This is a genomic window from Ensifer sp., from assembly GCF_035999185.1.
GTDB lineage: Bacteria > Pseudomonadota > Alphaproteobacteria > Rhizobiales > Rhizobiaceae > Ensifer.
The window spans coordinates 18,696-44,440 of the sequence record NZ_DASYHB010000036.1 but is presented as its reverse complement, the minus strand read 5'-3'; the positions used below and the strand labels follow the sequence as shown (position 1 = coordinate 44,440).

31 protein-coding genes and 2 tRNA genes are annotated in these 25,745 nt (G+C 63.4%); 20 read left to right on the top strand and 13 right to left on the bottom strand.

The features are described from left to right. Positions 1–94 precede the first annotated feature (94 nt). The 4 genes from VGO04_RS03780 to VGO04_RS03765 all read left to right on the top strand — a co-directional run bounded on the left by VGO04_RS03780 (position 95) and on the right by VGO04_RS03765 (position 3,491). The gene (locus tag VGO04_RS03780; protein ID WP_327494621.1) at positions 95–640 is read left to right on the top strand and encodes a hypothetical protein; all 546 of its coding nucleotides are present in this window, start codon (positions 95–97) and stop codon (positions 638–640) included. A gap of 23 nt (positions 641–663) precedes the next feature. Beyond that, a complete protein-coding gene (locus VGO04_RS03775; RefSeq protein WP_327494620.1) occupies positions 664–1,458 on the top strand; it encodes a transporter in 795 nt (264 codons plus the stop codon). 198 nt (positions 1,459–1,656) lie between these two features. Continuing rightward, the gene (locus tag VGO04_RS03770; RefSeq protein ID WP_327494619.1) at positions 1,657–2,763 is read left to right on the top strand and encodes an endonuclease/exonuclease/phosphatase family protein; all 1,107 of its coding nucleotides are present in this window, start codon (positions 1,657–1,659) and stop codon (positions 2,761–2,763) included. A gap of 2 nt (positions 2,764–2,765) precedes the next feature. Next, positions 2,766–3,491, top strand: coding sequence for an NUDIX hydrolase (locus tag VGO04_RS03765; protein ID WP_327494618.1), 726 nt, complete (start codon positions 2,766–2,768; stop codon positions 3,489–3,491). Positions 3,492–3,548: 57 nt separating this feature from the next. On the opposite strand, the gene VGO04_RS03760 is transcribed toward VGO04_RS03765, so the two are convergent. Both VGO04_RS03760 and VGO04_RS03755 read right to left on the bottom strand, forming a co-directional pair. Continuing rightward, positions 3,549–4,127: an alpha/beta hydrolase gene (locus VGO04_RS03760; RefSeq protein ID WP_327494617.1), complete on the bottom strand. Its 579-nt coding sequence runs from the start codon at positions 4,125–4,127 to the stop codon at positions 3,549–3,551. An 84-nt stretch (positions 4,128–4,211) separates the two neighbouring features. Beyond that, the gene (locus VGO04_RS03755) at positions 4,212–6,449 is read right to left on the bottom strand and encodes an adenylate/guanylate cyclase domain-containing protein (RefSeq protein ID WP_327494616.1); all 2,238 of its coding nucleotides are present in this window, start codon (positions 6,447–6,449) and stop codon (positions 4,212–4,214) included. 258 nt (positions 6,450–6,707) lie between these two features. Here VGO04_RS03755 and VGO04_RS03750 point away from each other — a divergent pair, with 258 nt between their 5' ends. Beyond that, positions 6,708–7,625: a PhzF family phenazine biosynthesis protein gene (locus VGO04_RS03750; protein ID WP_327494615.1), complete on the top strand. Its 918-nt coding sequence runs from the start codon at positions 6,708–6,710 to the stop codon at positions 7,623–7,625. A 57-nt stretch (positions 7,626–7,682) separates the two neighbouring features. Here VGO04_RS03750 and VGO04_RS03745 read toward each other — a convergent pair. Beyond that, positions 7,683–7,758, bottom strand: a tRNA-Lys gene (locus tag VGO04_RS03745). Positions 7,759–8,063: 305 nt separating this feature from the next. On the opposite strand from VGO04_RS03745, the gene VGO04_RS03740 reads away from it, so the two are divergent. Then, positions 8,064–8,139: transfer RNA gene (locus VGO04_RS03740), tRNA-Lys, on the top strand. A gap of 111 nt (positions 8,140–8,250) precedes the next feature. Here VGO04_RS03740 and VGO04_RS03735 read toward each other — a convergent pair. Next, entirely contained in the window at positions 8,251–8,736 is a 486-nt protein-coding gene (locus VGO04_RS03735; RefSeq protein WP_327494614.1) for a hypothetical protein, read from the bottom strand. 703 nt (positions 8,737–9,439) lie between these two features. Here VGO04_RS03735 and VGO04_RS03730 point away from each other — a divergent pair. After that, entirely contained in the window at positions 9,440–9,700 is a 261-nt protein-coding gene (locus tag VGO04_RS03730) for a DUF1127 domain-containing protein (RefSeq protein ID WP_327494613.1), read from the top strand. 235 nt (positions 9,701–9,935) lie between these two features. Here the strand turns inward: VGO04_RS03730 and VGO04_RS03725 are convergent, their stop codons facing one another. Beyond that, a complete protein-coding gene (locus VGO04_RS03725) occupies positions 9,936–10,169 on the bottom strand; it encodes a hypothetical protein (protein WP_327494612.1) in 234 nt (77 codons plus the stop codon). 312 nt (positions 10,170–10,481) lie between these two features. On the opposite strand from VGO04_RS03725, the gene VGO04_RS03720 reads away from it, so the two are divergent. Further along, on the top strand, positions 10,482–11,021 hold the full coding sequence (locus VGO04_RS03720; protein WP_327494611.1) for an acyltransferase: 540 nt from the start codon (positions 10,482–10,484) through the stop codon (positions 11,019–11,021). Positions 11,022–11,120: 99 nt separating this feature from the next. Here the strand turns inward: VGO04_RS03720 and VGO04_RS03715 are convergent, their stop codons facing one another. Further along, the gene (locus tag VGO04_RS03715) at positions 11,121–12,134 is read right to left on the bottom strand and encodes a glycosyltransferase family 2 protein (RefSeq protein ID WP_327494622.1); all 1,014 of its coding nucleotides are present in this window, start codon (positions 12,132–12,134) and stop codon (positions 11,121–11,123) included. 235 nt (positions 12,135–12,369) lie between these two features. On the opposite strand from VGO04_RS03715, the gene VGO04_RS03710 reads away from it, so the two are divergent. The 4 genes from VGO04_RS03710 (at position 12,370) to VGO04_RS03695 (ending at position 14,659) form a co-directional block, all read left to right on the top strand. Continuing rightward, positions 12,370–13,077, top strand: coding sequence for an FkbM family methyltransferase (locus VGO04_RS03710; protein ID WP_327494610.1), 708 nt, complete (start codon positions 12,370–12,372; stop codon positions 13,075–13,077). 132 nt (positions 13,078–13,209) lie between these two features. Then, on the top strand, positions 13,210–13,566 hold the full coding sequence (locus tag VGO04_RS03705; protein ID WP_327494609.1) for a hypothetical protein: 357 nt from the start codon (positions 13,210–13,212) through the stop codon (positions 13,564–13,566). A gap of 135 nt (positions 13,567–13,701) precedes the next feature. Next, positions 13,702–14,151: a hypothetical protein gene (locus VGO04_RS03700; RefSeq protein ID WP_327494608.1), complete on the top strand. Its 450-nt coding sequence runs from the start codon at positions 13,702–13,704 to the stop codon at positions 14,149–14,151. Positions 14,152–14,506: 355 nt separating this feature from the next. Further along, positions 14,507–14,659 (top strand): entericidin, encoded by a 153-nt coding sequence (locus VGO04_RS03695; protein ID WP_327494607.1) that lies wholly within the window; start codon positions 14,507–14,509, stop codon positions 14,657–14,659. A gap of 80 nt (positions 14,660–14,739) precedes the next feature. Here VGO04_RS03695 and VGO04_RS03690 read toward each other — a convergent pair whose 3' ends face one another. The 3 genes from VGO04_RS03690 to VGO04_RS03680 all read right to left on the bottom strand — a co-directional run bounded on the left by VGO04_RS03690 (position 14,740) and on the right by VGO04_RS03680 (position 15,866). Beyond that, positions 14,740–15,144 carry a hypothetical protein gene (locus VGO04_RS03690; RefSeq protein WP_327494606.1) on the bottom strand — a complete coding sequence of 135 codons (405 nt, stop codon included), beginning with the start codon at positions 15,142–15,144 and terminating at the stop codon, positions 14,740–14,742. Positions 15,145–15,240: 96 nt separating this feature from the next. Then, entirely contained in the window at positions 15,241–15,450 is a 210-nt protein-coding gene (locus VGO04_RS03685; protein ID WP_327494605.1) for a hypothetical protein, read from the bottom strand. Next, positions 15,438–15,866, bottom strand: coding sequence for a hypothetical protein (locus VGO04_RS03680; protein ID WP_327494604.1), 429 nt, complete (start codon positions 15,864–15,866; stop codon positions 15,438–15,440). The genes VGO04_RS03685 and VGO04_RS03680 overlap by 13 nt, the downstream gene beginning before the upstream one ends. Before the next feature lie 240 nt (positions 15,867–16,106). Here VGO04_RS03680 and VGO04_RS03675 point away from each other — a divergent pair, with 240 nt between their 5' ends. Together VGO04_RS03675 and VGO04_RS03670 are read left to right on the top strand one after the other, a co-directional pair. Further along, positions 16,107–16,355 (top strand): hypothetical protein, encoded by a 249-nt coding sequence (locus VGO04_RS03675; protein ID WP_327494603.1) that lies wholly within the window; start codon positions 16,107–16,109, stop codon positions 16,353–16,355. 130 nt (positions 16,356–16,485) lie between these two features. After that, positions 16,486–16,866, top strand: a complete 381-nt coding sequence (locus tag VGO04_RS03670; RefSeq protein ID WP_327494602.1) for a hypothetical protein — start codon at positions 16,486–16,488, stop codon at positions 16,864–16,866. A 172-nt stretch (positions 16,867–17,038) separates the two neighbouring features. Here VGO04_RS03670 and VGO04_RS03665 read toward each other — a convergent pair whose 3' ends face one another. Continuing rightward, positions 17,039–17,692 carry a S24 family peptidase gene (locus tag VGO04_RS03665; protein ID WP_327494601.1) on the bottom strand — a complete coding sequence of 218 codons (654 nt, stop codon included), beginning with the start codon at positions 17,690–17,692 and terminating at the stop codon, positions 17,039–17,041. Positions 17,693–18,425: 733 nt separating this feature from the next. On the opposite strand from VGO04_RS03665, the gene VGO04_RS03660 reads away from it, so the two are divergent. From VGO04_RS03660 to VGO04_RS03645, 4 genes are all read left to right on the top strand, one after another. Further along, complete coding sequence (locus tag VGO04_RS03660; protein ID WP_327494600.1) at positions 18,426–19,163, top strand: hypothetical protein; 738 nt, start codon at positions 18,426–18,428, stop codon at positions 19,161–19,163. After that, positions 19,084–19,671 (top strand): hypothetical protein, encoded by a 588-nt coding sequence (locus VGO04_RS03655; protein ID WP_327494599.1) that lies wholly within the window; start codon positions 19,084–19,086, stop codon positions 19,669–19,671. The genes VGO04_RS03660 and VGO04_RS03655 overlap by 80 nt, the downstream gene beginning before the upstream one ends. Continuing rightward, positions 19,661–20,512: a helix-turn-helix domain-containing protein gene (locus tag VGO04_RS03650; protein ID WP_327494597.1), complete on the top strand. Its 852-nt coding sequence runs from the start codon at positions 19,661–19,663 to the stop codon at positions 20,510–20,512. Before VGO04_RS03655 ends, VGO04_RS03650 begins: the two co-directional genes overlap by 11 nt. A 191-nt stretch (positions 20,513–20,703) precedes the next feature. Then, the gene (locus VGO04_RS03645; protein ID WP_327494596.1) at positions 20,704–21,309 is read left to right on the top strand and encodes a hypothetical protein; all 606 of its coding nucleotides are present in this window, start codon (positions 20,704–20,706) and stop codon (positions 21,307–21,309) included. A 184-nt stretch (positions 21,310–21,493) separates the two neighbouring features. Here the strand turns inward: VGO04_RS03645 and VGO04_RS03640 are convergent, their stop codons facing one another. Beyond that, a complete protein-coding gene (locus VGO04_RS03640; protein ID WP_327494595.1) occupies positions 21,494–22,429 on the bottom strand; it encodes a LysR family transcriptional regulator in 936 nt (311 codons plus the stop codon). Positions 22,430–22,585: 156 nt separating this feature from the next. Here VGO04_RS03640 and VGO04_RS03635 point away from each other — a divergent pair, with 156 nt between their 5' ends. Continuing rightward, the gene (locus tag VGO04_RS03635; RefSeq protein ID WP_327494594.1) at positions 22,586–23,560 is read left to right on the top strand and encodes an alpha/beta hydrolase; all 975 of its coding nucleotides are present in this window, start codon (positions 22,586–22,588) and stop codon (positions 23,558–23,560) included. Between the two features lie 201 nt (positions 23,561–23,761). Here VGO04_RS03635 and VGO04_RS03630 read toward each other — a convergent pair whose 3' ends face one another. Further along, positions 23,762–24,232, bottom strand: a complete 471-nt coding sequence (locus VGO04_RS03630; RefSeq protein ID WP_327494593.1) for a nucleoside deaminase — start codon at positions 24,230–24,232, stop codon at positions 23,762–23,764. A gap of 267 nt (positions 24,233–24,499) precedes the next feature. Continuing rightward, positions 24,500–25,126 carry a TetR/AcrR family transcriptional regulator gene (locus tag VGO04_RS03625; RefSeq protein WP_327494592.1) on the bottom strand — a complete coding sequence of 209 codons (627 nt, stop codon included), beginning with the start codon at positions 25,124–25,126 and terminating at the stop codon, positions 24,500–24,502. 66 nt (positions 25,127–25,192) lie between these two features. Between VGO04_RS03625 and VGO04_RS03620 the strand changes: the two genes are divergently transcribed. After that, the gene (locus tag VGO04_RS03620; protein WP_327494591.1) at positions 25,193–25,717 is read left to right on the top strand and encodes a DinB family protein; all 525 of its coding nucleotides are present in this window, start codon (positions 25,193–25,195) and stop codon (positions 25,715–25,717) included. Positions 25,718–25,745: the final 28 nt, after the last annotated feature.

The following is a 25,745-nucleotide window of genomic DNA, read 5'->3' as shown; positions in this document are numbered from 1 at the left end:
CACCCCCCCCCACGACCGGGCCGAACCACAGAGTTTGACAGCGACCATTTGCGTGTCGGGTGAGACGCGCGGCGCTTTTTAAGGGCAGGGGACGATGTGCACCATCTGCGCACTGACGATCGAGTTTGCCGTCGAGCATCCGGAGGCGCTCGCGGTTGCGGTGGCGACACGGCAGGCGATCGAGACCGGGCTGTTGCCGGAACTCGATCTCCGGGTTGAAACCGACATGACACAGTCGCGCCACAACGCGACGGTGCTTCTGACCACGATGCAGCAGCGGCTGGAACAGGTGTTGCCGGCGTCAAGGCTGGCAGCCCTTCCAGACTTTTATGTGCTGATGATCGAGAGCCGCACCTGGGGCTATTTTCATCCGACGCGCGACGGGTTCGACGCCAATGCCAACCCCGCTCCACCGCGGATCGTGCCGGATGAAAATGGCATGCGCGACAACATTCTAGTGATGTCGCAGGCGGCGGCAGAGGAATTGGTAAGGGGGCGCTTGCCGTTCGATAACGCCATGCAAGTGGGCGTCGCCGTCATCGATGCACCCGGCGCAAACGCGCAGACGATCCGCTCGGCACTGACCATGGCCTATCCGCTGGACCAGTTTAGTGACTTCGTATGTACTGAAGTCGCATAGAGGCCGTGATTCGGGAGTTGCCGATGCATGCACGTTTCGCCTTGATCGGAGTGGCGGGGGCGCTCTCCTTCGCTTCATTGGCCCACGCGCAGGATGCCGATCTCGCCAAGCAGCTGTCCAATCCGGTGGCCTCGCTGATCAGCGTTCCCTTCCAGTTCAACTATGACCATGGCTACGGGCCTGATGATGGCAGCAAGGTGACGCTGAACATCCAGCCGGTGATCCCGATCGAACTCAACGAAGACTGGAACGTGATCTCGCGCACTATCGTGCCCATCACTTGGCAGAACGACATTGCCGGCGACAGCGGTAGCCAGTTCGGCCTTGGCGATACGCTGCAGAGCTTCTTCTTCTCGCCGAAGGAGCCGACGGCGGGTGGCCTGATCTGGGGTGCCGGCCCGGCGTTCCTGCTGCCGACGGCGACGGACGACCTGCTCGGTGGTGAAAAATGGGGCATCGGCCCGACAGCGGTTCTCTTGAAACAGGAGGGCCACTGGACCTATGGCGCGCTTGCCAACCACATCTGGTCGGTTGCCGGCGACCACGATCGCGACGACGTGAGCTCGACCTTCCTGCAACCGTTCATCTCCTACACCACGCCCGATGCCTGGACCTTCACGCTCAACACCGAAAGCACCTATGACTGGAAGCACGACGACTGGAGCGTGCCGATCAATTTCTCCGTCGCCAAGCTCACCAAGTTCGGCGAGCAGCCGGTGAGCCTGCAGCTCGGCGCCCGCTACTGGGCGACCGCGCCGGACAACGGCCCGGAAGGCTTTGGCGTGCGTGCGGCGATCGTCTTCCTGTTTCCGAAGTAGGGCGGGAACGGGTGCGGTATTGTCGCTGCCTGTCAGCGCCATTGCCGGGCGTTATAATGTTTCTGCGAGAACATTATAACGAGGACTTGCTCCGCGTCGGAAATGCTCTGGATTGGCCCAATTCCGAACGCAAAACCGCTTCGCACTTTTCCTGGATTTGCTCTAAGCTCCCGGCATTTCATGCCACGGAATTGATAAATGTCGCTTCGCCTTGCCACCTTCAATATCGAAAACCTCTTGAGCCGCTTCGATTTTTCCGGCTTTCGCAACCAGCTGAAACAGGACCGGGTGCTGCGGCTCTTCGATGTGAAGACGGAAGCCGAATACCAGCGGCTGGAGGAGGCGCGCACCATCGCGCACACGGACGACACGCGGCAGATGTCGGCCTTGGCGATCGCCGATTGCGACGCGGATATTCTCTGCCTGCAGGAAGCCGACAACATGGCCTCGCTGCAGGCCTTCGAATACAACTATCTCTTCCGCATGGTCGGCAACGGCTACCGCCAGAAGTATCTGATCGAGGGCAATGATTCGCGCGGGATCGATGTGGCGGTGCTGATGCGCGAGGAAACGCGCGACGGCCAGCCGATCGAGTGCCTGGAGGTGAAGAGCCATGCGGGGCTGACCTATGAGGACCTCGACCTCTTCAACGACAGGATCGCGCTCACCAACCGGCCGGCCGACCGGATCTTCAAGCGCGACTGCCTGGAACTGGACTTGAGGATCGGCGGGCGGCCGCTGACGCTCTATGTCGTGCACTTCAAGTCGATGGGGCCGGCGCGCGAGGGGCTCGACGGACGGCAGGCGACCATGCCGATCCGGCAGGCGGAGGCGAGGGCCGTGCGTCACATCATCGAGAGCCGCTTTGGCCGCGGCCAGACGGACGACAAGATGTTTGCCATCTGCGGCGACATGAACGACTACCAGGAGAAGGTGAACATCCTCGGCGACCGGCGCAACGGCTACCAGTTCGTGCCGCACCAGGAGACGGAAAGCGCGCTCGACATCTTCAGCCAGGATGGTTTTGCCGAAAACCCGATGCAGCGGCGGCCGGTGCTCGATCGCTGGACGCTGTTTCACAGCCGTGGGCCGGCCGAGCGGCATCTCTGCCAGCTCGACTATATCTGGCTGTCGCCGGCACTGGCCAAGCGCAATGCCAACCAGGTGCCCGAGGTCATTCGCGGCGGGCAGCCGTTCCGCACGATCTTCCCGCCGGAGCTGGAGGTGGAGCGCTATCCGCGCACCGGCTGGGACCGGCCGAAGGCATCGGACCATTGCCCCGTGGCGATCGAGCTGGACGTGTGACGATGGGCGCGCTTGAGAGCAATACTCCGGTCTGGCCCGCCGAAGGGGTGATCATCCCGATTTCGGACATCGACATCCGCGTCAACGGCGCGGCGCATCCTTTTCACATTCAGGAGGTGGGCCGGGCGCAGGAAAACTGGGCCCTGGAAATCGCGGCCAACCCGCATCTCTTCGACGGGCGGATGGTCTTGCAGCGGGCGCTGCGGATCGAGGACGGCCAGGTGCGCGGCGAGGGGCATGTGGTGCCCTATTCGACCTTCATGTGGTGGCGCAAGACGCGGGCAGACGGCGCGTTCCATCTCTTTGCCATGCCGGCGATCCTGTCATCCGACGGGGCGCTGATCCTCGTGCGCATGGGCTCGCACACGGCCAATCCGGCCCGCGTCTACAGCCCCTCCGGTTCGCTCGAGCCCGAGGATATCGTCGACGGCCGCTGCGACATCGACGGCAATATCCGCCGCGAGGCGCTGGAGGAGACCGGCATCGACCTGGCGCTTGCCACGGCCGAGCCCGGTTATCACCTGCTGCACATGGACCGCGCGGTGACGGTCATCCGCGTCTACCGCTATCCGGAAACGGCTGAAGCGCTGCTCGCGCGAGTGGCGGCGCACATTGTCACCGACCCGGAGCCGGAGATCGACGAGGCGATTGCCGTTTTCGGACCCGATCCGACAGCGCACAACTATCCGCCCTTCATTCTGCCGATCCTGACATGGCTGTTTCGGTAAATGTGGGTCGTTCTGATTTGAGTCAGGATTGCCCGCTAAGTCATTGTTTCTTCGTGGTCACTTGACTGTGAGGCGAGCGATCCAATCGCGGGCAAGCTGCTGGTCGAGGCCATCAGGTTGCCAGGCATGGCCAATGTCGAGCGTATAGAGGTCGACTGCGGCACCGACGGCGCGAAGCTGGCGGGCAAGCACGTCGGCTGCATCGGGGGCGCGGCGTTCGTCATGCGCGCCGGCAAGGATCAGGATCGGCAGGCCTTCAAGGCGGTGAGTCGGGGGATCGGCAAAGGGCGGCGCTGCAAAGGGTGGTTCGGGGCGGAGCAGGATTGCACCGGCGGCAAGCGCCGGATGACGCTGAATGGCGGCGGCGGCGATGGTCGCGCCACTCGAAAAGCCGAGGAGCAGCGGCGCGCGGGAACCGGATGCAAGGGCTACGATGCGGACCGCCAGCTGATCGGCGCGGGCCGCCATTTCGGCCGGATCCAGGCTCCGGTCCGGACGTTTCGAGAAGAAGGTATGGCCGCCATTGTCAGGGATTTCACCCTTCAGGCGATGGATGCGCATATGGGGCGCGATAGCCTCCGGGAATGATCCCCACTCTTTTGGCGAACCGCTGCTTCCGTGCAGACAGATCAGCATCGTCGCTCCCACACTCCCAAATCAGGCTCGATCGCTCGCCGCAATACGCGTGGACCGTGACAGGTGCGTGAAGCCGTGAACCAGCTACTCCAGAACCGCGAACTCGTATTGCTGCCAGCAGTGCACGGCGCGGTACATGTCCTCGCGGCCGGGCGTTCGAAAGGCATTGCGGAACATGGCGCCGCAGCTTGAAAGCTCTCCGGGGAAGGACTTGCAGAAGAAGTTTCCCTGCACCCAGGCCGTGCCTTGGCGCGACCTTGTGCCGATGGTCTGCGTCAACGTGCCGTCCGAAGCGATCGTCTGCTCGATCGGCTCCGATTTTGGAAAGGCCGTTCGGCCGCGGATGCGGCTGCCGAAGAGGAGTTCTTTGATCTCCGCCCCGCTCAGCCGGTCGCCGGGCGCAAGCCCGCCGCTTGCAAAGCCCGGCAGTTCGGGGACACCCGCCTTGGTAAGTCCGGCCAGAAGCCGCTCGATGTCTTCCGTGTTCTTGAAGACCATATAATCCTGGGTGAGGAGCTGGTTGGGTTGCCCCAGGTATCGGTCGGCAAGCGTGGTCTTCAGCTTTGCCAGTGCCGAGGCGGCCTCGTCGGTTCGCCCCAGATGCCCATAGGCTGAAACCAGGATCTGCTGGGCGTAGAACTTCGGCCATGGATCGGGCGAATTGAAGTTCATCGTCTCGATCGTTTCGATCGCTGCCTCGAAGTCGCCCTCCGTGAATTTTGCCAGCGCCGTCTCGTAGCGCCGGTAGTCCACCCAGGAATTCGGGTCGACGCGCGCCGCCGCATCGAGATAGCCGAGCGCTTCGCTGGGCTTGCCGTTGAAGTTGAGGGCATGGGCAAGCGAAAGCTGGTTGAGGCTGTTGCTCGGGTCGAGCGCCACCGCCTTCAGAAGCACGTTGACGGCCTCGTCCGACGCGTGCTCGCGCACCTTCAGTTCGGCGACCAGCTGGTAATAGGCCGACGACGGATGGCGCGACGCAATTGCGAGCGTCTCTCCGACCTTGGCATAGGCCTCGTCCACCGACAGCCCCATCATCACGGCGCGGGTGGTATCGGCATCCCAATAGGCCCAGGCGAGCTGGGCATGGGCGGCGCCGAAATCCGGGTCGATGGCGACGGCTTGCTGCAGGAGCTTCACGGCCTCGGCGAATTCCTTCGGGGTGTTGTCCCTGTTGTAGATGTCCATCGCCTTGAGGTAGGCGTCATAGGCGGCAGGCATGCTGGTGCCGCCGGCGCGCGCCGGCACGGCGTCTGCCACCAGCCGCAGCTGGAGGGCGCCGGCAATGCTGCCGATGACCCTGTCCTGTAGCGCGAACACGTCTTGCCAGTGGCCGTCGAAGCGGTCGGCCCAGACATGGCCGGACGTGGCGCCGTCAATCAGCTGCGCATTGATGCGCATGTCGTCGCCGACGCGACGGATCGAGCCTTCGAGAAGATAGCGCACGCCCAGTTCCCTTGTGATCTCGGCCGGTGTCACGCTCTTGCCCTTATAGGCGAAGGCGGTGTTGCGCGAGATGACGAAGAGGCCCGGCACGCGCGCCAGTGCTGTCGTCAAATCCTCCGTGAGGCCGTTGGCGAGATAGTCCTGGTCCCTGTTGGCATTCAGATTGTCGAAGGGCAGGACGACCAGCGAGGGGCGGGCGTCGGTGGCCGGTTGCGTCTTCGCAGCGGTGCCGATTGTCGCCGGGGACGGCCAGAAAACTGCAAGCATGAGGGCGGCGAGCAACAGCAGGCCGGCGGCCGCGATCGCCGGGATGCGCCAGCCGCGATATTCTCTGAAACGACTGGCGGGTGTGCCCGCTTCGGACGGTCCGGGGGAGACGCGATAGATGCGCACGGGGTCGGCGAGGCTTTTCACCTTTTGCTCGCCAAGCGAGACGAAGGTGAGCGGCAGCTTTCCCTTGACCTGGTCGTAGGCAGCGCCTGAGAGCGCGATGCCGCCGGGCAGCGCCAGACCCTGCACGCGATCGGCGATATTGACGCCGTCACCATGAATGTCGTCGCCCTCGACGATGACGTCGCCGACATTGACGCCGATGCGGAACGGGAGCGGAGGCTTCTCAGGATTTGCGGCGGTGGAAGCGGCCTTCTCTTCCTGGATTTCCACGGCGCATTGCAGCGCTTCGACGACGCTTGGAAACTCGACCAGGGCGCCATCGCCCATGGTCTTGATCAGGCGTCCCCGATGCACGGCGATCCGTGGCGCAAATAGGTCGTTCATGTCGGCTTGAAACAGGGCGCGCGTGCCCTCTTCGTCGATCTGGCTTCTTCGGCCATAGCCGACGACGTCTGCAATCAGGACGGCGGCAAGTCGACGCTCCATGGGCAGCACCAGCGACGGGCACATCAACCGAGGCAACGCAGTCTACCGCTGTCCTTCGGGGCCGTCCACTTGGCAAGGCACGGCATTCGGGAGGCAAGCGGCGTTTCACGCCAGGCCGGCGCCAGCCCCGCACCGTGGGGCCGCGGCCAAGACCACGCAATCGTGACCGCAGTCGACCTTGGACAGCGGTGCTTTTGCTCTTGCTGCCTGCGCCCCGACATTGCAAGGTCACGGCGCTATATTCGCAAGGGGACATGAATGGCGCTCAGCTACGCGATCTACGACGTCTTCACCGACACGCCGCTTTTGGGCAATCCGCTCGCGGTCGTCTTCGGCGCCGACTTCCTGGAGGACGAGGCGATGCAGGCAATCGCGCAGGAATTCAACCTGTCGGAGACGGTGTTCGTGCGCCGGCCCGGCGGCGCTGCGCACACCGCCAAGCTCAGGATTTTCACGCCCTCCCAGGAGCTTCCCTTTGCCGGTCATCCGACCGTGGGTGCTGCGGTGGCGCTCGCAGAGGCCCAGCATGGCGCGATCGAGGAGGGGATCGACCTCGTGCAGGTGCTGGAGGAAAAGGTCGGGCCGGTGCGCTGTGCCGTCCGGCTGAAGCCGGGGCGCCCGAGCTTTGCCGAATTCGACCTGCCGCGCAAATCCGTCCGGCTCGACGCCCGCTTCGACCGGCAGGCGATTGCCGACGCCATGAGCCTCAAGGTCTCGCAGATCGGTTTTGAAAACCACGTGCCGTCGTTCTGGAGCGCCGGGTCCGCCTTTGTCCTGGTGCCGGTGCACGATGTCGCGGCGGCGTCTGCGATCGAGTTCGACCCGTTGCGCTGGGAGCAGTTGACGCCGATGGCAGAGGGGCGGCTTGCGCCTGCCTATGTCTATTGCCGCGGCGGCGTGAACCACACCGCGCGCTTCCACGCCCGCAAGTTCGGGCCGGGAGCTTCCCATCTCGAGGATCCGGCCACCGGCTCGGCGGTCGCAGCGCTTTCGGGCGCGATCCACCATTTCGACCAGTTCATCGACGGTCACCATCCTGTGCTGGTGGAGCAGGGCGTGGAGATGGGGCGGTCGTCCTTCATCCACCTGCACCTTGATATTTCGGGCGGCGAGATCAGCAACGCCCGCATTGGCGGCCATGCGGTAAAGATCGCAGCTGGCGAACTCTACGTGTGAGGCGCAGGTCTGGTGCGTCTTGAAAAAATTGAGATTAATCAGCGTCTTGAAGAAGTTTGGTGGGTGATCACGGGCTCGAACCGTGGACCCGCTGATTAAGAGTCAGCTGCTCTACCAACTGAGCTAATCACCCATCCGCGACCGCTGCGGCGTGTCCCGCTGCTGTCGTGAGGGGGCGTATAAAGGCGTTCTCTTGGGTTGTCCAGCGCCTTTGTGAAAATTTTTTGAAAAACCGGCAGCGACCAGTATGCTCCCTGTGGAGAACGCGCCCGCTCTCAAAAGAGGCAGCAGCAGGCGTCAACGCATCGCAACTCGACAAGCAAGATGACGGATTCCGGCGAAATGGAAAATGTGGAAGACAGCTGTGAATTTTTGAGGAGCACGGTGCGATTGCCCCTTGAGTACGACGGAGCTGTGCGCTAAAGCCACGCCATGGATGGGTGATTAGCTCAGTTGGTAGAGCAGCTGACTCTTAATCAGCGGGTCCACGGTTCGAGCCCGTGATCACCCACCAAAATTTCTCCTAAAGCGCTGATTAAGTTCCATTTTTCTTGACGCATTTTTCGCGCTCCTCTTGCTGAGCCGAAGCGTTTGCGGCGCGGTCAACCCGGCATTCTGAGCACCCTCATCGCGGCAGGGCGTCAACGTCAAAGTAGGACGGGATTGGGGCTTTGCTCGGCTGACCCGCGATGACGCCCGCGCAAAGTGCCGCGTAAAAGAGGCCAAACGAAACGATCGCGATCGTTCGCGCCGTCTTGTATGCGTCCGGAGGATCGCTCCACGACAAGGCTTGGCGATATCTTTCCTGCCATCCCTCATCATCGTCGATCGTGGCGTTGACCCACAGGATCCACCACGCCATCGCGATGAACCCTGTCGCGAAGCTGATGAAGATAACGGCGATGCAGAACGTGGAGAACCACGCAAGCGCTGTTGGCGGCACGCCCGGGCGTTGGAGATCCCATACGGTTGCGAGGGCCGCCAGAAGAACAACGGCGCAGACAACGCGAATCGGCGTCACGATAATAGCTCGGGAGAAAAGAAAAGCCCGGCGAAGGCGGTCAGGCACACGCCCGCGCACAGGTTCAATATCAAGCGATCCTTCCTGCATTCTTCCCCATACCGCAGCCGCCAGCAAACGCGTTCCATCCTCTCCATCTGTTGCGCCCAGGGTTCGTCCGGCCTGTCGTGGGCGCCCAGGCGGATAAAGGGGAGACCGATGGTGATGGCGCCGTAGAGCCCGGCCGTGCAGAGAGCGACGAAGCTCGGCAAAACACGCACTCCATGTGGCTGATTTAGGTAATCATTCAACTTGAAGTATGGCTGCGGAAGAGAGAACTTCAAGTAATCCTATTGGGCGCTGTGCAACCATAGGTACTGATCGGGACGCCCCGATTTTCGTTTGCGTTCGTACGATATCGCGCCCGCGTGCCCGTGCCCGCCTGCTGCAACTGCCAGCTGTTGCCCGTCTGCAACAGGTCCATCTTTCGACCTCCATTCTGCGATTGCCCTCTTGCCGGAAAAGTAATCTCGTGTAATTTTCTGAGCATCGGAGCTCAAACTAGAGGAGGCGTACGATGAATCATGTAAATCATACATTCGTGCAGATGTGCACCTCTGGTGGAGTGGTTTGCCCGTCACGACGTCGTGGCGGCAATTCTTTCGGCTACTTCGGCGCATAAGCGTCGACCGAGCTTCGCCTTTTCTAAACTTTCATTTTGACTTGATGTGACCGGTTTGCGGAACGCGTTTCCGTGTCCGCGCACATCCATAATCTAGAGGACCCGACCGCGTTTGAGCTTCGGGGATTAATCATGCGCGAATTACAGCTTACGTCCGCTGGCGGTCTGCCGGCGCTCATGGACGACCTCTACAAGACCTTCGGTTTCTGGCGAACCGTCGGCGCTTTCCTGCTCGCCGCCTGGAGAGGGCGCCGGACGGTCAACCAACTGAGCCATCTCTCCGACCGGATGCGCCGCGATATCGGCGTCGAGGAGGGCGCGGCGGCATCCGAACAGGCCGTGACCTCCCTATGGGCCATGCCCGTTGCCTATCAGGCGCTGTTACGCAACTGAGGCCCGCGCGAGCGGGCCTCTCCAACCTTACGGTCAATCGAGGATAGCCAGGGTTTGCTGGATGATGATGCCGGGATGGGAGCAGGCCGAGGGTATGGAGATGCGCCAATCTCCAGTCGAGGCGGATGCCGACGACATCGCCGACCGCAAGGAAGGTCGGCGCCATGCCTCTCGCCTCAAGCACCCCACCACCCCGCCTGCCGTCAACTAGGCGAGGTGGTGGCGCTTCCGGCCATTACTGGCTGGTGGACGGCTGCGTCGTTGCCGGTTGGGTGGTCGTCGCCGGCTGCTCGGTTGTCGTTGCCGGTTGCTGGGTCGTCGTTGCTGGCTGTTCGGTCGTCGCGGGCTGTGTCGTTGTCGTTGACGGCGCGGTCTCGGTTGCTTGCTGGTTGGCTCCCGGTTTGAGGAACATGACCGCAAGGACGATGAGCACGACCACAACCACGATACCTATGACTGTGCGATTCATGCAGGCTTCTCCTCAGGTTAAGTGCCTTCACCAAGTAAATGGAGCGGTCGCTCGAATTATCAACGGGTGTGCTTCGCTGGCCGGTTGAAATTGATCCCGGCACCCGTCGAGGAGCCGTCTGCCAGGGTGGGTCGAGGGGGCTTGAGGTCTCCGTGGCCGAAGCTGGCATTGTCGCCGTGACCGCCGTGTGCAACAGGCGGATATCTTTTGTGGCCGGCGACGGCATGCGGTCTTCAAGAAGTGGGCTGCAAGACGTAGAGTCGTTTTGACGTGAAAGCCGGATCAGGCGATAGCCGGGAGGTGCAAGGCTGCATGAAGCTCAGCGAACTCAAGGCGATATGGCTTCGGCTGCGCTACCGCGGCCGACTGACCATAGGCGAGCGCAGCCGGATTCGGGGCGCGATCATCGACCCCGGCAAAGGGCGGATCGACATTGGCAAGCGTGCGGAGATCAAGCACGGGGCGATGATCCAGGCGATCGAAGGCACCGTGACCATCGGCGACCATTTCAGCCTCAACCCCTATTCGATCCTCTATGGATCCGGTGGCCTGACGATCGGCAATTGGGTGCGCATCGCGGCCCACGTCGTCGTCATCCCGGCCAACCACGGTTTCGACGATCCCGACGTGCCAATCAAGATGCAGCCGGAAACACGCCTTGGCATCGTCATCGAGGACGATGTCTGGATCGGCGCCGGTGCCGTCATCCTCGACGGCGCGCATATTTCGCGCGGATGCGTGATCGGTGCGGGCAGCGTGGTCAGGGGACGCACGGACCCGCTTGGGATCTATGTCGGCTCGCCGGCGCGAAAGGTTGCCGTGCGCGGCGTGAAGAAGGCGGCCGCCGTCTGACGGGGTGTGCCGTACCTTCAAGATCGATCGGGCCAAGATCGGCCGGGCCAAGGCCGGCGGCACAGGGCCGCCCGGCGTTGCGTGATCTTCAAGCCTGCATCATCGACCCTTGGCGGTGTCATCGGGCAGGGGGGTGATGAAGCCGAGGCGCAGCAACTGCTTTGAGCCATCGAACTTCACCGAGGATTCGGAAAAGAGCTGCAACGCGCCGGTGCTTGCCAGCGCCTCCGTCATCTTCGCGTAGGCAGCCGAACCGTCGAAATACTGGCCATCGGCAACGGCGTCATCGATGACCTTCTGGTAGTCGGCAAAGAACTTGAAGTGCAGCAGCGCGCCGAGAACCGAGGAAAAATTCCGCTGATAGGGCAGTGGCTGGTGGATGCTGGGGCCGAAGCGACAGTCCTCGTCCCAGAAGATCAGCGGATACTTGATCAGCTCCAGGTCCGCTTCAAACTCGCGGTGGCGTGCGCCGCCCTTGACGGTGATGGCGCGTTTCGTCGTTGCCAGCGTGTAGCCGCGACAGTCGAAATGGTCGGCAATTTCCCAAGGAGCGTGCGACTGCAGCTGGCTGACGTCGGCAGCACTGAGATCGACCGGATACATGTCCAGCATCGGCGCCGGCAGGCGCGAGATCTTGAGCGCTTCGAGCGCATGGATCACCGACCAGAGGGTGCGGCTCTCGCAGTTGTCGTAGATCAGGAACTCGTCCGAATCGACGTTGATGTACCAGCGGTCACCGCCGTAGAGCGCAAACAGCGCCTCCCGCCACAGCCGGCCGCGCCGGGCGTCCCTGTAGCGCACCTGCGAGGTCCACAGGTCGACATCGGGCTGGCCCAGCAGAAAGGCTCGCGTCTCGTCACTTGAGGCATCATCGACGCAGATGAAGCGCGTGACGCCCAGTGCGCGGTAGTGCGCCAGAAAGCCGGGCATCAGCTTGGCGTCGTCGTGGGTGAGGAAGATCAGCGGGAGATCATCCGGATAAAGCGGTGTCTGGCCCTGCGCGCTGATGCATCTGAGATCGACCTCGCGGTTCTTGCCGCGCTCGCGACGCTCGACCTTCTTTGATTCGTACCAGCTGACGAGGCGGTCGAACATGGTTCGGTTCGCGATCATCTCGGCGTCGGTTCGATCCCTGAAAGGGTATGTGATGTCCGGCATTGCCATTCCTATATGTATTCTTGGTGCGTAATATAGGCGTGACTTAAGTGAATTGGGAGGCGATTGCGTGTCCCTATCGGATTTGGTTGGTTGAAGCGGTGCGCGATCCGCGTGAAGGACGCGCGCAAACCTGCCTCATCCGGGTCGCAATTGCGCAGCAAACGGCAGTGAAAGGTCCTTGGGGTAAAGCATGAAGCGTCTTCTTCGTTCGGTTAGAAAGAGATTCCGTTACCTGACCCACGCGCGGACGGTGACGATCGACGGGATCCGGCTGGTATCGGACGCGGCGCGTGTGCCGGCGGTCGTGCGGGACCTGATGTTTCGCGAGGTCTACGAGGATACGGAGCGCAACATCCTGCTCAGGCTTTTGAAGCCGGGCTCGCGGGTGCTGGAAGTCGGCACCGGCGTTGGCTTCATCGCGCTGCTTGCGGCAAGGACCTGCGGGGCGTCGAACGTGCTGACCTACGAGGCCAATGCCACGCTGGAGCCGCTTATCCGCGAGAATTTCCGCCTGAACGGCATCGAGCCGACCCTGCGGCTGAAGGCGATGACGGTCGACGGGCGGACGATTTCGTTTTTCCGCAGCGAGAACATCATTTCGTCCAGCGCCTACGATCGCAAGCTTCCCGGCGCGAAGGTGGACATCGAAAGCGACGTCTTCGGCGAAGTGCTGAAGCACTACCAGCCGGACGTTCTCATCATGGACGTCGAGGGGACCGAGGACGAATTGCTGCGCATCGGCGATTTTGGGTCCGTCAGGGATATTCTCGTCGAGCTTCACCCGCATATCATCGGTGATGCGAAGGTCGAAGAACTGAAGAAAACCCTGGCGGACAAGGGGTTCAAGCAGGGCGAAACCGACCGCAAGACCTTCCACTTCCATCGCGCGCGCACCTGAATGCAAGCGACCTGCCGATCCTTCTGCAGGTCATGACGCAACTTTTCTGGGGGTCGTTTGTTACTCTTGCATTCATGTTCACTGCGCTAGCCTTGGAATCAATCTGAAGCTAGCCAGTTGCAGGAGGCTGATATGCTAAACACGATGAGCAAGGTTTTGGTCGCGACACTGATCGCCGCAAGCGCGGTGCCGGTGCTGCCATCGGTTTCACAGGCGCAATCGCTCGATCTCTATATCGGGCCGGGCCGGGACTACGACGGTGGCGACTATCGCAGGGACCGCCGATACGACGACGAGGATGACTATTATCGCGACCGGCGCGGTTGCAGCCCGCGGCAGGCCATTCGCCGTGCCTATGGCTATGGCATGCGCGACCCCGCGATCGCAGGCATGAGCCGCAACCGCATCACCGTCGAGGGCATCGGCCGGCGCGGGGAGTATACCAGGCTCTATCTCGCCAATCGCAGCGGCTGTCCGCGTCTGCGCTGACGGCTGAGCGGGTGCCGCAACCTGTTGCGGCCGGCGCATTGCAAGATTTGACGAGACACGCGGGCGCCCAAGGCGCCCGCCAAACGTTTGCAAAGGCGTTTTCTTAACCCTCGCGAAGATGGTATGGGTCCCGCCATGACGGCCCATTCCCACACTATCGACGCCCGCACCATCGACGCCCACATCATCGACATCAGGCCGCTTGCCGCGCGCAGCTGCGGCACGTGCACGCTCTGCTGCCGGCTGCCCGATATCGACGCGCTGGACAAGCCTGCCAATGCCTGGTGCCGGCATTGCACAAAGGGGCAGGGGTGCCGGATCTATGACGACCGGCCGCAGCTCTGCCGCGATTTCTTCTGTCTCTGGCGCACGGACGAGACGTTTGGCGATGTCTGGGAACCGGCGCGCGCGCATATGATGATCTACCGCCAGGGCCCGCAGATCACGGTTCTCGTCGATCCTGACATGCCCGATATCTGGCGGCAGCAGCCTTACCATGCGGGACTTCAACGCCTGGCGCGGGAGGGCGACGGCGGCCAATACGTCATCGTCTTCGTCGGCGACGCGGTGTTCAAGGTCGAATGACACCTGCCGGCGCCGCATAAGAGCGCGCTGGCCAGGAAGGCGCCGGGAAAGAAAGAGCCCCGCACGAGGGCGGGGCAAAGCAGGCACCCAAAAATGGCTCGGGGTGCGGGGAAGCGCAGCCAGAAAGAAACGTACTGCGCGGTACGGAAGCTAACGCGCATGTGGCTTCGTGGGGAAGGCCGGATTCGGCGATTCTGGTACGGTTGCTAAAATAATTTGAGCGCATGGGAGCGGGGAAGCCTGCAGGGCAAGCTTCAACAACACGGCGGCGCCGGGCCCGCGCACGACCGGCGCCACCGTTGACTTTGGCGCGGCGCGCTGCATTTCCGATTGGAGGAAACCGACGGAGGCGACGATGTCAAAGGCGATGGTTGCGGTTCTGTGTCTGGCGCTTCTGGTGCTTTCGGGCTGCGGCAACACCGCGCGCGGGTTTCGCCAGGACGGCACCGAGGCCGGTCTCGCACTCGACGATGCGACGCACCGGGTGCTGAAATCGACCTCGAAATAGGCAGGCTGAACCCCGCCGCCGCGCACACGTGGCCGCGCCGCGCGGGAGCATGGCGGGATCGAGCCTGTGGCAGCCCCAAATTACCGCAAGGGAGCCGCGCGCTGTTGTCCGATCGTCTGGGCGCTGGTGAAGATGATCACCGCAAACAACAGCACGCCGAGGAAGGCGACGATGGAGGCGGCGGCGACGATCGGCTCGATCTCCGGATTGCCTGTCGTCATCAGATAGAGCGACGGCACGAGCACTGCGACGCCCGAGGTGTAGACGTAGTATTGCACCAGAGCGAGCCGGCGCTCCGCCTTGGCCGGATTGAGCGCGTAGTAGACGCCGAAGATCGCCATGGTGACCCAGCCGAGCAGGTTGGTGTGGGCGTGGGCGGGGGTTGCCGCGTGGTCCTGGCTGATCGCCATGTGCAGGCCCATCAGGAGGCCAATGATCAGAAAGATGATTGCGGTCTTGAAATAGAGCTGTGCGAGCCGTGGCATCGGTTGTCTCCCTCGTTGTGCCCATCGCTTATTTATTAGCATTTTCGTAAATAAATCGAGTTGCCAAATTTGGGCGATCGGCGAGGTGGCATCCGGTCAGGCTGGCCGATCAGGCCTGGCGGTGACGGCGGCAAGCGCCTTTCGCTTGCGACTGGCCATGTCGTTGAAGGCCGTCAGCCCCTGGCGCTGCAGATAGGCGGATATCGCCGCCTCCACGCCGCGATCGTTGCCGCCCTCGGTTTCCCAGAAGGCATCAAGTGCTGCAAAGAGCGCGGATTTGTCGAGCGTGACGGTCATCGGGGCCACGCGCCGAACTGCTGGCGATGGTTGAGGGTGCCGTGGGCGGCCTGGCTGAAGGGTACGCGCTCGGCGTCGAAGTCGGCGCACCAGCGCTCCCAGGCGCTGGAACTGCGCACGAAGGCCGGCAGCTTGTGCTCGCGCTCGGGGCTCTCGCCGTAGCCGTCGAGCCAGGCGTCGGCGACGGTTTCGGTGACGTCTTCGCCGTGAAGCGCGTCGAGGTCGAAACGGATCAGCCTTTCGGCGTGCTCACCGTCATGAACCTTCAGCCAGTCGGCTGCGGTTCTGTAGGTGGTGCCGACACAGTCGGTCTCATCGCAAAAATGGCCGGCGCCCAGTGTCATCAGGGCGAGAATGATCTCGCGCCGCTGAAGGAAGGGGGCAGTGCTGATCGCCGTTCCGCTTTCGGTCGTCGCATCGGGCATCGTTCACCTCGGTCTGTGCGAGGTGCCACGGAGGTTCCCTTTCGGGTCTCCCTGCTGGCCCTCCGGTTTTGCTGTTGGCGGAAATATAGGAAATTTCCTATATTAAGGTCAATAGGAAAAACACTGTCAGCAGGAAAAGATGCGCGGAAGCTGTCGATGACCGCCTATTTGTTCTTGTTTTGTTCGCGCGATTGCGCCACCTTGGCCGTGCCATTTCAGGTGGCGGAAAGGGAGCATGAGATGATCACCTACTTCGTCGTACAGAGCTTCACGCTCGGGAGCCGCGGTGCGTACATCGCCGATGACCCGGTGCCGGCGACCGGTGCCGAGCACGCCCGGCGGCTGGCCGAGAGGCTTGCGGCAAGCAAGGTGGGCGTCATCGCCTTCAGCCGCTCAGGGGATCCGGCGACCGGCGAATTCGAGGATGCGACGGTGCTGTTCATGTCGGGCGATTTGCCCACGGACATGCAGGAGGAACTGGCGGCGTGATGGCCGGGCAGGGCGCGGCATCTGCGTGGGCGCGGATGCGGCCCGCGTTGCGGCCACTGAGAGTTTATTGGTTACTGGCTGACGTTGCCGTGGTAATGTCGTCGCCGATCGTTGGAAGGGGAGACGTGAAGTGGTTGCCGTCGACATTGTTCCAACTTCAAAGCCGCCAAGCGGTCAATTCTGGTCTTCGCCCATTCCGGTTGATGGGGCCGAGTTGAGCCCTGCGCTCCTGCAGCAAATCAATGATTGCGAGGACAGGCGCAGTTTTCGGGCGTATGTGGTGCAGGTCTTTGCCAATTCTGCCGGCCCCGCGGAGGCAATGTTCGAACTTGCGTTCAGCCGCAAAAGCAAGCGCGCATGCGCCATTTTCGAGGCGGCTCCTGCTGATGACGTCGGCGGCCTCGGTGACAGGGTTGTCGTTGCGACCGATCCGATCTGGGTGACGGCAAGCAGCCCTCGGACAGCGGTCGATGCCGCGTTTCAGGCGCTGGTCGAGCGCTGCCCGGACTGACGCATCAAAATCAAGGGTTTAAGCCATGAAGGGCGGACGATTGCGACGGCGCAAGGCGCAGCTGCCGATGGCGCTGTGCGTCTCGTCGGGCAAGCGACCCCAGCCGCCTGCGGAGCTATCTCTCTGAGGCCATGTGACGATCTTCGGGCGGACTGCGGCGCGTCCGCCGACATTACCGCGCGCTGTATTTGCCGACGACCCGGTGGCAGAAGGACCATTCGACCCGGCTCTCGGTGAACTCCAGGAAGGGGTTGTACTGTCGGAGCGTCCATTCGCGGTCGTTGAACGAGACCAGGCGCTTGATGATGGCTTCGGCGTCGTTGGCCGGCGGCACGTGATAGAGCACCACGTCCTTGTCGCGCGCCGGCGGCAAATGCGGGTGCACCAGGGCCATGTCGCCGGGCTCGTAGGCCGGGATCATCGAGCTGCCCGTCAGGTAGATGCCATAGGCGCCCTTGACGCCTTCGAGCACCGAGGGACGCTTGACGTATTCGACCGCATCGAAGGTGACGATCACGTGGCCGTCGCCCCCTTGCGCGGCGGCGAAGATCGGCAGGTCGCGGTGGCCGACGAGCTGCTCGCCGGGCACGATCTGCGGTGCAAAGCCGGGCGCGCGTCTCGGGGGTGCCGCTTCACCAGCGACAGCGGAACCCTGGATCAGCTCGATGATCGCGCGGGCATCACGCTCGCGCAGCTCCCGCGGCGTCTCGCGCTCGACGAACTGCTGGATATAGGCGTGGTTCTTCCCGATCGCGATCGACAGATCCTTGTAGGTCGTCTTCTTCGCGTCGACTGCTTCCCGGATAAGGTGGCGCAATTCGTCCATGGCACTGGCATCCCAGATTCCGTTTCTGACGTCCAATAGGATTTTTCCTCTTGATGGCAATAAGAAATCCTACTATGAATAGGATGTCAACGGAAATGAGCGGCGCAGTCGGCGCCTTTCGTTTCCGCTGCGGGACGCCGGCATGGACGTCGACTTGGCGCTGAGGTGGCCATCCAACTCTGACCAGTTCCGTCGGCCGGGTGTTTCGAAGGATCGACCGCCGCATCGTTTGCGGCGGTCCAGGCGAGGGGTCGTCGCGTCCTCCCCGGCGACCTCTCGCTTTTCAGATTGCGCAGGCAGGCCGGCGCATCGCGCGGCCGGTAACGGCCGGCGGCAGAACGTGTGCGCGGCTAATCGGGCGCGGGCACATCTGAGGACGGATCGCCGGGCGCTTGGCCGGCGAGGGAGACACAATCGGAAACGGACGCGCGGCAAGCGCGACGGAATGGCCGTGCCAGAGGGGCAGCCAAACGGGAACGCATGACCGGCTGCCCGGAAAACCGTGCCGGAAGACAGGATCGGGAACACCGGACTGGGAAAGTGGAAGGGAGACAGGACGAATGGCTGACGATGACCGGACCGGAAAGGCGACGTGGCATGGTGCATGCCGGGGCGGCTGCGCCGGGATGGGCGCGGCACTGCCCGCATCCGGGCGCGTGGGCGGCAAGGCCGCGGCGCGGTGCTGCGGCAAGACACGTGCCGGCGCATGCCGCCCTGCGTTCGGGCTGTAGCCATGCGCATCACCGCAATCGTCGAAGCCCTGGTCCAATCGGGCGCGTCGCCCGAGATGATCCTTTCTGCCGTCAAGGCGGCGGAGGCGGGGCAACAGTTGGAGGCCGAGCGGCGTCGGGCAAGCGACCGTGACCGGCAGCGACGCCACCGGGCGCGCGTGACGTCACGCGATGTCACGGTGACGGCGTTCGATGTCCTCTCTGATAAAGAAAGCTCCCCCACACCCCCTAAAGAAACTAACTCTCCCGACCCGACTCCGAGCGGGGCTCCGGGCGAGGCTGGCGACCTGTTTGACGGCGACCGCGATCAGGTGCCGGGGGCGGCGAGCCGGTGCGGTGGACGGCGGGCGACCCGGTTGCCGGAGGGCTTCGAGCCCGACTGGGACTTTGCCGCTAAGGCAGGCTTTTCCCGGGCCGGGGCTGGCGTCGAGTTCGACAAGTTTTGCGACTACTGGCGCGCCAAATCCGGGCGCGACGCCACCAAGCTCGACTGGGCTGCCACCTGGCGCAACTGGATGCGCAATGCCGGCAGGCCACGGCGCGCTGCCCGACCGCACCGGTCGCAGCGCGGCCAGGCGCCGCCGCGAGAAACCGCCTTTGCCCGCCACCAGCGGGAATGCAGGCAAGCAATCGAACAGGAACTCCATGGAAACGAGAACAATGACCTTTTCAGAGACGATGATCTTGCCGGGAGAGGCCCGGCTTTCGACCTTGAGCCGGGAGATTACCGCGCTCACTGAGCGCCTCGCCGGCGTCAGCGAAGCGGCGGTGCTGCGCAGCCTCGACGCGATGCAGACGGCCGGCATGACGATGCCGCCGGCGATCGAGCCGAAAAAGATCCTGGCTGTCTATCACTACGCGCTTTGCGGTGTGCCGGGATCGGGGCTGGCGGCGGCAACGCAGAAGCTGATCCGCGGCGACTATGCCGCCAACCCGAACGTGCTTCTCGGCACGATCCCCAAGCCGCCGGTGCTTTCGGCGCTTGCCAAGGCCGAAGCGCTGACACTGCGGGCCGAGCTTGCCCGCAAGCGCGAGATCGTGGCCGCGCTGACCGCCGACCGGACGGACAAGCGCCGATCGGCGGCCAGCCGCAGCCGGGTTCAGGCGCTGCTTGAAAACTTCCGGCGGGCGCATGCGGCCGCAAGGCGGGAGGCGTCCCAACTCGGCGCTGACACCGACACAGAAACCGGCATTTGCGCCGCAGAGCTCAACCCCAGCTTTTCCAAGGAAACCTTCCATGCAGCCTGAAACAACGGATTTCACCACGAAGCGGGCAGCGGGCCGCGCGCAACAGGGCCGGGCAGCAACGACCGGGCGAGCATCCGGAGGGATGCTCGAGGACGTCGCCAATCGTTCCGGCGCAAAGGAACGGCCGGGCGGCGCATCGCTGATGCTTTCCCCAGGCGCGCTTGCGCAGCGTGGCACATGCACCGGCACGGTACGAGCCGAAGCACCGCGGGCTGACGCCGCGGCGGCCGAAGCGGGCAAGGGCGCGCTTTCGGCAACGCTCGACGACCTCGCCTCCATCGTTGCCGCCGAGGTTCGCGGGCAGACGCGCCGGATTGCGGAACTGGAGCTGGCGCTCGCCGATGCCGAGGCACGCATTCTCTCCCAGGCGCGGCTCATCTGCGCTTCCACGCTTGCGGCCGATGGCGATCTCTTCAGCCGCAGGCCGGTACGCGAGATCGTCGAGGAGGTGCTGGCGCACTATCCGGGGATCCGCTGGGAGGAGATCATCGGCGTCGGCCGCGAGCGTCGCCTCGTCGAGCCGCGCCACCGGTGCATGAGCGCCGTCTACGAGGAGCGCACCGATCTGTCGCTGCCGGCGCTTGGCCGCATCTTCCACCGCGACCACACCTCGGTGCTGCACGCGGTCAACAAGAGGGACGAGGACGATAAGGGGAACGATGCCGACAAGCGACACAGGGCCGACGGGAGCGACCGGGCCGACTGCAGCGATGGCTTCAGCAGGAGCGACGCGGCCAGCAAATCTGGCGAGGGCGACCAGCCGCGCCGCGCGCGGGCGCGAAAGCCCGCCCGATTGCGCGCATCGGCAGACGGCGACAGCGTCGGCGCGCCGGCGCTTTGACGCCTTCACGCCTTCACGACTTGGCGACGTGCCCACGCCTCGCGCCTCGCCGCGGCAGGCGTGGACACCAGGCGGCTGCAGCCGAGGCGATTTCAGCGCGGGGAATTCGGCCCAGGGAAATCGGCGCAGAGATATCGGCCGGACGACCGCAGCCAAGAGCATTTCACGATTTGAGCAAGGAGACTGGTATCATGACATCCAAGGCAGAGCGCATCCGCATCAAGCGCGCCAGCCGGGCCGGGAGGCCGCGCAAGGTTAACGTGGCGCGCTATCCGAGCGGGCAGATCAAACACGGCGAAACGGAGCGCGAGGTGCGCTCGGTCGCGCTCGATGCGCGCCAGCGCATGCACTTTGCCGGCAAGCGCGACGTCGATGTTGCAAGCCCCTTTGCGGGCTACACGCTCGGCCGCATGTTTCTCGACGGCAAGCTGACGGCGCATGAGCGCGAGGCGGGAGACGAGTACGCAAGGCAGATGGCCCGCTACTACAGCCTCACCGGCATTCCCTTCCCGAGTGTGCGGGCGCAGTCGCTGTTCGACGTCAAGGGCTTTGCCGGCGAGACGAGTGGGGAGCGCGCCCGCGGCGCCCGCCAGGCCGCCAATCGGATGATGGAGCTCGAAGGCGCGCTGTTGAAATTGCCCGACGGGCCGCAGGTCAAGACGACCGTCTTCAACGTCTGCATCATGGACTACGAGATGCTGCGCACGATGCCGGAGCCGCAGCTTTTATGGCTGAAGCGTGGGCTCAAGGAGCTGCACTGGCATCTGGGCCTGTCGCGGGAGAAGGAGGCGGTTTGAGGCGGGATTTGTATGAGGGTGTGCCCCACACCCGCCTGTCGGCACCTTCTCCCCGCCAGGCGGGGAGAAGGAACGTTGGAGCGCCCGTTCGCTCCCCGACACAGCTCCCAGATTTGGCTGGGGCTAGCCACAATCTCATTGGTCGTCGGTGCACAGGTCAACGGCGTGGAGCGATCGTCAAGCGCTACGCTGTGGTTTGCCGCATGAGCTTCTTGCGCTGTTCGACAAGAAAGTCGACGAGCGCCCGGGTCTTGGCGGGCATCTGGGCACGCGACGGCACGTAGAGAAAGAAGGCGGGACGAGGATGAGCCCACGGCAGAAGCACGCGCACCAGCGTTCCGTCCTCCAGATGTTGCCGAACGCAGAGGTCAAGGTGCTGCACCAGGCCGACGCCCTCCAGTGCGGCCTGCAACATGCTGCCGTCGTCGTTGAAGATGGCGTTGCCCTGGGGCTCGTATACCACGGTGCCCGTTTCCTGGTGGGGCATGAGGAAGGTCCAGCGGTCGATGGTGCCGCTTGAGGTGAAACGATAGGAAAGGCAATTGTGGTGTTTCAGGTCCTGCGGCGTCTCCGGGACGCCGCAGCGCTCGAAGTACTTGGGCGAGCCGACGATCGCCATCGTGAGCGGCGGCGTGATGGGCACGGCAATCATGTGTTCGTCCAGGCTTTCCCCCAAGCGGATGCCGGCGTCGAGCCCTTTAGCCACGATGTTGGAGAAGCCGTCGTCGGTCACCAGCTCCAGCCGCAGCTTCGGGTAGCGTGCCAGAAACGCCGCCATATGCGGCTCGATCAGCGAGCGTGCGGCGACGCGCGAGACGGACAGCCGGATCGTGCCCGTCGGCTCGGTACCGGCTTCGCCCAAGTCGGTGACCGCGGCTTCTATGGCCGCAAGTGCGGGCTGAAGCACGTCGAACAGACGCTGACCTTCCTCGGTCAAGGACATGTCGCGCGTCGTGCGGTTCAACAGCCGCACGTTCAGGTGCCGCTCCAGGGATTTCAGGTGCTGTGACACGGTCGCGCGCGTCACCTCCATCTCCGTGGCGGCCTTGGTGAAGCTGCGGCGGCGGGCCACGTGGACAAACCACGCCATGGCGGGAAGCAGGGACGGATCAAGCGACATATTGTCAGTTATCACTTAACACTGATGTCGTGTCCAGGTCGTTTATCTAACCTATTCCGCCTTCTAAAATGCTGCCTGTACCGACCGACATCATGTCTCTGCAGCCAGGGCATGGCCTCGGTGGCGGCATCTTCGAACAGGCAAAGGAGCCTCGTCATGACCGGAATTTCAAAGGAAAGAATGCAGCGGGCGCTGGAGCAGGAACGGACCATCTCCGCGGAGGATCACGCCAAGGTCAAGGCGCTCGCCGGGATGGTGAAGATGCCGCGCAGCTTCCTCTTCAAGAACCCCGACGCGTACGGCATGGAAGGCTGGCACGACCTGTCCATCCCGTCTGACGACGGCACGCCGCTCGAAGCCTGGTACATCCCGGCCAAGGGCGGCGAGAGCAACAAGCTCGTCATCTTCAACCACGCCCTTCCCATGTGCCGCGCCGGCTATCCCGGCCACATGGGCGCGCCGTGGGCCAACTTCATCGAGCCGGTCGAGATCGACTTCGTCATCCAGTACAAGCACCTGACCGACGCCGGCTACAACGTGCTGACCTACGACTTTCGCAATCACGGACAGAGCGGCGCTGCCAATGGCGGCGTCTGCGGTGTCGGCCAGTGGGAATGGCGTGACTGCGTCGGCGTGAAGAAGTTCGTCGACGCCCATCCGCGCCTGAGCAAGATGGACGTTGCCCTATTCAGCCAGTGCCTGGGCGGCGTTTCGCAATATGCGGCGATCACCAAGCACCCTGAGCTGTTTGAGAACGTCAAGTGCCTGCTGAGCCCCCTGGTTCCCAACATGACGTCGGTGTTCGCGAAACTCTCCGGCTACCAGGGCATCGCACAGTACCAGGAACTGATCGACCTGGAGCTTCTCAAGCTCGGCGGATTTGCCGCTGCCGACATGTCGGGCAGGTTGTGGGCTCCGAATGTCAAGCTGCCGGTCTTCATGTGGCAGGTGCTCGACGATGCCGTCATCAACAACCCGAGTGATGCTGAGAGCACCTTCGATGCCCTGGCAAGCAACCACAAGGAGCTCCATTGGATCGAGGGAACGACGAAGCGCTTCGAGGACGGCTACAACTGGTTTGGCCGCCATCCTGAGAAGGTGCTGTCCTATCTGGCCAAGTACATGAACTAATTTCCTACAGCGCCGCGCATCTATTCAGATTCGCGGCGCTATGGAACATTGAATATCTTCATGTTTTTGTCCTCCAATTGAATACGATTAAAGGAAACATGCAGTGAGACGGGCGCCGGCGCGGCCGTTCTGGCAAATGCCAGCGGCGTTGCTCCGGCGTTCGCGGATATGGCCGAACTTTCCGCTGTCCGGCGAGCCTCCTTATCGCCGCCAGAAGGTCCGGTGGGGCTCCAGCAGTTCGTCCTCGATCTCGGGGAAGGGGCCGACGACCTCGATCGGCTTCTGGCCGGAGGCAAGGACGGTGCGGGAGGAAAGGTTCATGGTCGGGTTGTCGGGGTGATCGCCGGTCTCGCCGAGCAGTTTTTCCTCCTCGTAGCCGTAGACGAGCCGGCCGATATTGGCCCAGTAGAGCGTGCCGGTGCACATGGCGCAGGGCTCGCCGGTCGAAACCAGGGTGCAGGACCACAGGAACTTTGCCGGATAAGCGGCCGCGGCGCGCCGGGCAAGTTCGGTCTCGGCGTGGCGCACGGTGTCGAGGTTGCCCTGGCGCATGAGCACGCGGTCGTCGGGGCCGACAAGGACTGCGCCGAAGGGGTGATGGCCATGGACAGCGGCTTCGCGCGCAACCTCGTCGGCGACGCGAAGGTGGGCAAGCATCTGATCGCGGGTCATGCTCGGTCGCTCCTCGGAGGCGTGGAAGACATGGATTGGAACAGGCACGGGGCATCATAGCCCGGAATTCGGCTGGCTGGTATCGGGGCGAAAAACGGCTCGCCGGCTGCTGCGCTCAGCTGAACACGTTGGCGGAAGCGGGTATGCGCAATGCCTTCCAAGGCAGGCCAGATACGGCGGCATCGCCCGGCCCGTCGGATGCACCGGCATTGCCTCGTCCAGTTTTACTGCAGGGGCCAGCGTCGAATGGCTCGCTTCGCCCGACGGCTAGCCGCCGGTATCGGCAAGGAACAGGCTGATCAGGCGGACGAGTTCGTCCTTTATGCCAGGATCGGCGAGCATGCCGCGCCGGGCGGCATTGTGGATCACGCCGTCCATGGCGTCCGAGATGATGAGGGCTGTCGTGTGATCGGCCGCGGTCGGGCGCCTGTTGCGGTAGATGGCGACGGCTTGCGCGTAATGGGCGAGGTACTCGACCTCGAATGCGCTGCTCGGGTTTCGGTAGTCCTCAGAACTCGGCGCTTCGTCGAGCAGGACCCTGTGAAGGCCGGGATGGGTGCTGTGGGCAAGGATCATCGCCTGGACAAGATCGGCGGCAAACTCAGCCGGCGAACGCTCGGTTGCCCGGGATTTCTTCATGACGGAAAGACAGTCGTCGAGATGCCGGCGGCGAATGGCATCGACCAGGGTGAGCTTGTCCGGAAAGTACTGATAGAGCGAACCGATGCTGACGCCGGCGATTTCGGCAACCCGGTTGGTGGTAAAGCCCGCCCATCCCTGGTCGCTCAAAATGCGAGCCCCGGCCTGAAGGATAGCGGCCACGGTCGCGTGCGAACGGGCCTGGCGTGGCGCCTTGCGCATCACCGTCTGCCTCTTCTCAATGCGAGTAGACATCAGGGTGTCCTCCTTCAGAATGTGAGCAAATTACTCACATTCTGCGCAGCTGGAAGGACGAATCTGATGAGCGGGTTGCTTCGGAAGCTTTTTGAGTATCAGGCCTGGGCCAACAGCGAACTCTTCGACACCCTTTTGACGCTCGACCCGAAGGCGAACGAGGGCGAGCTTGTCACCGGCTTGCGGCTGATGAACCATGCTCATGTGGTGGCGCGGATCTTTGCCGGGCACCTCTGTGGCGCCCGGCATGGCTACAGGTCCGACAACACCGCGGATACGCCGAGCCTGGACGAGCTTCGCGCAGCCGTCGCATCGTCCGACCGCTGGTACGTCGACTATCTTGGCAAGGTTTCCCCGGCCGAGCTTTCCGCGACCATCGCCTTTACCTTCACCGATGGCGACAAGGGCGCGATGAGCCGGGAGGAGATGCTCATGCATGTGGCGCTGCATGGCGGCTACCACCGGGGCGAGGTCGGACGGATCGTCTGGCGGCTCGGGATCACGCCGCCGTGGGATACGTTCGCGGTCCATCTCCACCAGGCAGAGCCGGCCCGGCGGCTGCAGGGCGAGGTCCGCTCGATGTCGGCGTGAATGGTGAGGCGGGACCCGGCCGCCGGTT

Excerpts from the sequence above, each read along its gene's own strand:
- VGO04_RS03780 (WP_327494621.1), top strand. The coding sequence starts at position 95 with ATGTGCACCATCTGCGCACTGACGATCGAGTTTGCCGTCGAGCATCCG.
- VGO04_RS03775 (WP_327494620.1), top strand. The coding sequence starts at position 664 with ATGCATGCACGTTTCGCCTTGATCGGAGTGGCGGGGGCGCTCTCCTTC.
- VGO04_RS03770 (WP_327494619.1), top strand. The coding sequence starts at position 1,657 with ATGTCGCTTCGCCTTGCCACCTTCAATATCGAAAACCTCTTGAGCCGC.
- VGO04_RS03765 (WP_327494618.1), top strand. The coding sequence starts at position 2,766 with ATGGGCGCGCTTGAGAGCAATACTCCGGTCTGGCCCGCCGAAGGGGTG.
- VGO04_RS03760 (WP_327494617.1), bottom strand. The coding sequence starts at position 4,127 with ATGCTGATCTGTCTGCACGGAAGCAGCGGTTCGCCAAAAGAGTGGGGA.
- VGO04_RS03755 (WP_327494616.1), bottom strand. The coding sequence starts at position 6,449 with ATGGAGCGTCGACTTGCCGCCGTCCTGATTGCAGACGTCGTCGGCTAT.
- VGO04_RS03750 (WP_327494615.1), top strand. The coding sequence starts at position 6,708 with ATGGCGCTCAGCTACGCGATCTACGACGTCTTCACCGACACGCCGCTT.
- VGO04_RS03735 (WP_327494614.1), bottom strand. The coding sequence starts at position 8,736 with ATGCAGGAAGGATCGCTTGATATTGAACCTGTGCGCGGGCGTGTGCCT.
- VGO04_RS03730 (WP_327494613.1), top strand. The coding sequence starts at position 9,440 with ATGCGCGAATTACAGCTTACGTCCGCTGGCGGTCTGCCGGCGCTCATG.
- VGO04_RS03725 (WP_327494612.1), bottom strand. The coding sequence starts at position 10,169 with ATGAATCGCACAGTCATAGGTATCGTGGTTGTGGTCGTGCTCATCGTC.
- VGO04_RS03720 (WP_327494611.1), top strand. The coding sequence starts at position 10,482 with ATGAAGCTCAGCGAACTCAAGGCGATATGGCTTCGGCTGCGCTACCGC.
- VGO04_RS03715 (WP_327494622.1), bottom strand. The coding sequence starts at position 12,134 with ATGATCGCGAACCGAACCATGTTCGACCGCCTCGTCAGCTGGTACGAA.
- VGO04_RS03710 (WP_327494610.1), top strand. The coding sequence starts at position 12,370 with ATGAAGCGTCTTCTTCGTTCGGTTAGAAAGAGATTCCGTTACCTGACC.
- VGO04_RS03705 (WP_327494609.1), top strand. The coding sequence starts at position 13,210 with ATGCTAAACACGATGAGCAAGGTTTTGGTCGCGACACTGATCGCCGCA.
- VGO04_RS03700 (WP_327494608.1), top strand. The coding sequence starts at position 13,702 with ATGACGGCCCATTCCCACACTATCGACGCCCGCACCATCGACGCCCAC.
- VGO04_RS03695 (WP_327494607.1), top strand. The coding sequence starts at position 14,507 with ATGTCAAAGGCGATGGTTGCGGTTCTGTGTCTGGCGCTTCTGGTGCTT.
- VGO04_RS03690 (WP_327494606.1), bottom strand. The coding sequence starts at position 15,144 with ATGCCACGGCTCGCACAGCTCTATTTCAAGACCGCAATCATCTTTCTG.
- VGO04_RS03680 (WP_327494604.1), bottom strand. The coding sequence starts at position 15,866 with ATGCCCGATGCGACGACCGAAAGCGGAACGGCGATCAGCACTGCCCCC.
- VGO04_RS03675 (WP_327494603.1), top strand. The coding sequence starts at position 16,107 with ATGATCACCTACTTCGTCGTACAGAGCTTCACGCTCGGGAGCCGCGGT.
- VGO04_RS03665 (WP_327494601.1), bottom strand. The coding sequence starts at position 17,692 with ATGGACGAATTGCGCCACCTTATCCGGGAAGCAGTCGACGCGAAGAAG.
- VGO04_RS03660 (WP_327494600.1), top strand. The coding sequence starts at position 18,426 with ATGCGCATCACCGCAATCGTCGAAGCCCTGGTCCAATCGGGCGCGTCG.
- VGO04_RS03655 (WP_327494599.1), top strand. The coding sequence starts at position 19,084 with ATGACCTTTTCAGAGACGATGATCTTGCCGGGAGAGGCCCGGCTTTCG.
- VGO04_RS03650 (WP_327494597.1), top strand. The coding sequence starts at position 19,661 with ATGCAGCCTGAAACAACGGATTTCACCACGAAGCGGGCAGCGGGCCGC.
- VGO04_RS03645 (WP_327494596.1), top strand. The coding sequence starts at position 20,704 with ATGACATCCAAGGCAGAGCGCATCCGCATCAAGCGCGCCAGCCGGGCC.
- VGO04_RS03640 (WP_327494595.1), bottom strand. The coding sequence starts at position 22,429 with ATGTCGCTTGATCCGTCCCTGCTTCCCGCCATGGCGTGGTTTGTCCAC.
- VGO04_RS03635 (WP_327494594.1), top strand. The coding sequence starts at position 22,586 with ATGACCGGAATTTCAAAGGAAAGAATGCAGCGGGCGCTGGAGCAGGAA.
- VGO04_RS03630 (WP_327494593.1), bottom strand. The coding sequence starts at position 24,232 with ATGACCCGCGATCAGATGCTTGCCCACCTTCGCGTCGCCGACGAGGTT.
- VGO04_RS03625 (WP_327494592.1), bottom strand. The coding sequence starts at position 25,126 with ATGTCTACTCGCATTGAGAAGAGGCAGACGGTGATGCGCAAGGCGCCA.
- VGO04_RS03620 (WP_327494591.1), top strand. The coding sequence starts at position 25,193 with ATGAGCGGGTTGCTTCGGAAGCTTTTTGAGTATCAGGCCTGGGCCAAC.